We start from the raw sequence: 2,741 nt of genomic DNA on the forward strand, positions 1-2,741 counted from the left end.
CGCACCGTGCGGATCCGCAAGGACCCGGCGGGCGAGCCGATCACCGGGCTGATCGACTACGACGCGTTCTGCGGGACCCTGACCGACGAGGCCGCGGAGGCCGCCGCCAACCACACGATCTCGGCCCGCGACCTCAAGGCCAAGATCGATGCCGGCGAGGACTTCCTGCTGGTCGACGTCCGGGAGCAGAACGAGTACGAAATCGTCTCGATCCCCGGTTCCGTCCTGATTCCCAAGGGCGACATCCTGTCCGGCGAGGCCCTGTCGTCCCTGCCCATGGACAAGCCCCTGGTGCTGCACTGCAAGTCCGGGGCGCGGTCGGCGGAGGCGCTCGCGGTGCTGCACAAGGCCGGGTTCGGCGACGCGGTCCATGTCGGCGGCGGGGTCCTGGCCTGGATCAAGCAGGTCGATCCCAGCCTACCCACCTACTGACCGGCGAGGGACGTGGCTCCGGGGTCCGGGACGTCGCGCGCTCCGGCGCCCGGCTCCGGTCGGCGCGCGATGCCGGGCCCCGACGGGCCCGGCCGGTACGGTCGATCGGTGACCTCACGACCGGAGGATCGGGCAGCGGGCCGGTCCGCTGGTAGCGACGGCGGCCACCGCCTGGATGCGGTGCTGCCCGCGTCGTCCGGTCGGCCCCCCGACCACGTCATGACCGCGTTCAACGCGGCCGGCGAGGCACTCGAGCGCCTGCCCGGCGGTCGGGGACGCTCGTGGCGGGCCGGGAACACGGTGGTCAAACCGGTGGACGAGCCGGTGGTGGCCAGCTGGCTGGCCACCGTCCTGGAGCAGCGGCCGGTGCCCGGCGTACGGGTCGCGCGTCCCGTCCGGTCCACCGACGGTCGGTGGGTGGTCTCCGGCTGGACCGCCCACCGCTTCGTCGCCGGCAGCGTCGCGCCCCGCTTCGACGAGATCCGGGAGACGGGCCGATCGCTGCACCGCGCACTGGCCGACGTGCCCGAGCCGCGTTTTCTGCGCGAGCGCAGCGACCTGGCCAGTTGGGCCGACCGGTTGGCCTGGGGTGAGGTGCTGGACACCGACGAACGACTCGGTCACGGGCACGGGGCGAGCGTCTATCGCGAGCTGGCCGCCCAGCGGCGACCGGTGACCGCGCCCGTACAGGTCGTCAACGGCGACCTGTACGGCACCGTCCTGTTCGCCGGGGACGCCGACCCCGCCGTGTTCGACGTCACCCCGTTCTGGCGCCCCGCCGGTTGGGCGACCGCGGTGCTCGCCGTCGATGCGGTGACCCGCGGGGGCGCCCCGATCGAGGTGGTCGGGGAGTGGGCGGACGGTCCGGACTGGCCGCAGCTGGTCCGCCGGGCCGCCCTGTACCGGCTGGCCGCCGGTCTGGCCCACCCGCGGACCCCGACCGACGACATGGTGGCCGTGCTGTCCACCGCCGAACGGATCGACCGCTTCCTGCGGTGAGGCCGTTGGCCGACGGCACGTTCCCTCATGCCACCGCGGCACCGTCGTCCTCCCCGGTGTGCCCCGGGCGGGATCGCGACCCCGGAACCGGATCGACGTCGGTCCCGTCCGGCGGTTGCAGCAGGCGGTCGAGGACCCGCGGCGGCAGACCGGCCGCCATGGTGTCCATCAGCTGCTGGACCAGGCGGTTCCCGGGCTCGGCCAGCAGGCACCGGTCCACCGACACCTGGGCGAGGCCGCCGTCACCGAACCGGTAGGCCAGCACCGCGAGCACGGCGCAGATACCCGAGGCCAGATCGTCCGTGGTCCAGGCGGCGCACGCGATGAGCATCGCCAACCAGATGCGGTCCAGCTCGAACAACCCACGCAGGATGACACCGTCGCGCACGACGACGTCCAGGCAGGCGACGGTCAGTTCCGCGGCCAGGTGCACGTCCACCTGGCCGGTCCTGGCCACCTGGTCGAGTGCGCCGTCCAGCAATGCGTCGACGCGGTCGGGGAGCGGGACGAACGACGGTGGCGGCAGGTCCGGCCGTCCGTTGCTCCGGGCCGGCGGCCGCCGGGCCGGTGGGTCGCGGAGGTCGGCCGGATGACCGTGGACGACCGCGGTGACGGCCCGGGCGGCCAGCCGCCGGCGCCGGCCGCGGGGTCCGGCGATGGACGCGCGGAGCGCGGCGCGGTCGGCGAGCACGACCCGCCCCTCAAAGGCGTTCACGGCCGCGAACGCCTCCGTCGTGGGATGCCGTTGACCGGGGGGCGGCCGGCTGTCGGACAGCCGCAGCGGGCCGGGGTTCACCACGTCCCAGACCCGACCGCCGTGGACGAGGAGCACGGCGCAGATCCCGACGCCGGCATGATCCAGGGCGCCCATCAGGTCGGTCAGGATCGCCGGCCGGCGGCGACGCTCCGGATAGCAGATCACCGCGACCCGCTCGGCGTGGGTCAGCGCGGTCCCGGTGAGCCGGGCGACGACCACCGGATCACGATCCGGCGGCAGATCGACGCGGGCCACCGGCCCCAGCGCGTTGCGGTCCCCGGACATGCACATCAGCACGATGCTCCGGTCGGGGTGAAAGCCGAGCAGGTGCGGCACGGCCGCCAGCAGTCCGTCCGGTCCGCTGAGTCGGATGCGGGGATCCCCGCCGAGTTCGTCCATGCCGCCAAGGGTCGGCCCGACGGCGCCGCGACCGCGGGTCGGTGCAGCGATTGGGGACGGATTCAGGCGTGTGCGCTAAACCGGCGGTCAGTCACCTGGTTACCGTCGCCCCGGTCGGCCGGGGGGGTGCCGGGGGGGGGGGCCCCCCCGGCCC

Annotated in this window: 3 protein-coding genes; 2 read left to right on the forward strand and 1 reads right to left on the reverse strand. The window is 74.4% G+C overall.

The window, feature by feature from the left end:
• Together ACOJUF_RS19365 and ACOJUF_RS19370 are read left to right on the forward strand one after the other, a co-directional pair.
• A partial coding sequence (locus ACOJUF_RS19365; protein WP_420123456.1) for a rhodanese-like domain-containing protein occupies positions 1 to 432 on the forward strand: 432 nt, incomplete at its 5' end.
• Positions 433 to 540: 108 nt separating this feature from the next.
• A complete protein-coding gene (locus ACOJUF_RS19370) occupies positions 541 to 1,431 on the forward strand; it encodes a TIGR02569 family protein (RefSeq protein ID WP_420123457.1) in 891 nt (296 codons plus the stop codon).
• Between the two features lie 25 nt (positions 1,432 to 1,456).
• Here ACOJUF_RS19370 and ACOJUF_RS19375 read toward each other — a convergent pair whose 3' ends face one another.
• Positions 1,457 to 2,587: a DUF4192 domain-containing protein gene (locus ACOJUF_RS19375; RefSeq protein ID WP_420123458.1), complete on the reverse strand. Its 1,131-nt coding sequence runs from the start codon at positions 2,585 to 2,587 to the stop codon at positions 1,457 to 1,459.
• Positions 2,588 to 2,741 lie beyond the last annotated feature (154 nt).

Source organism: Nakamurella sp. (assembly GCF_048594475.1).
Lineage (GTDB): Bacteria > Actinomycetota > Actinomycetes > Mycobacteriales > Nakamurellaceae > Nakamurella.

Coding starts and splice junctions, on each gene's coding strand:
- ACOJUF_RS19375 (WP_420123458.1), bottom strand. CDS start 2,587: ATGGACGAACTCGGCGGGGATCCCCGCATCCGACTCAGCGGACCGGAC.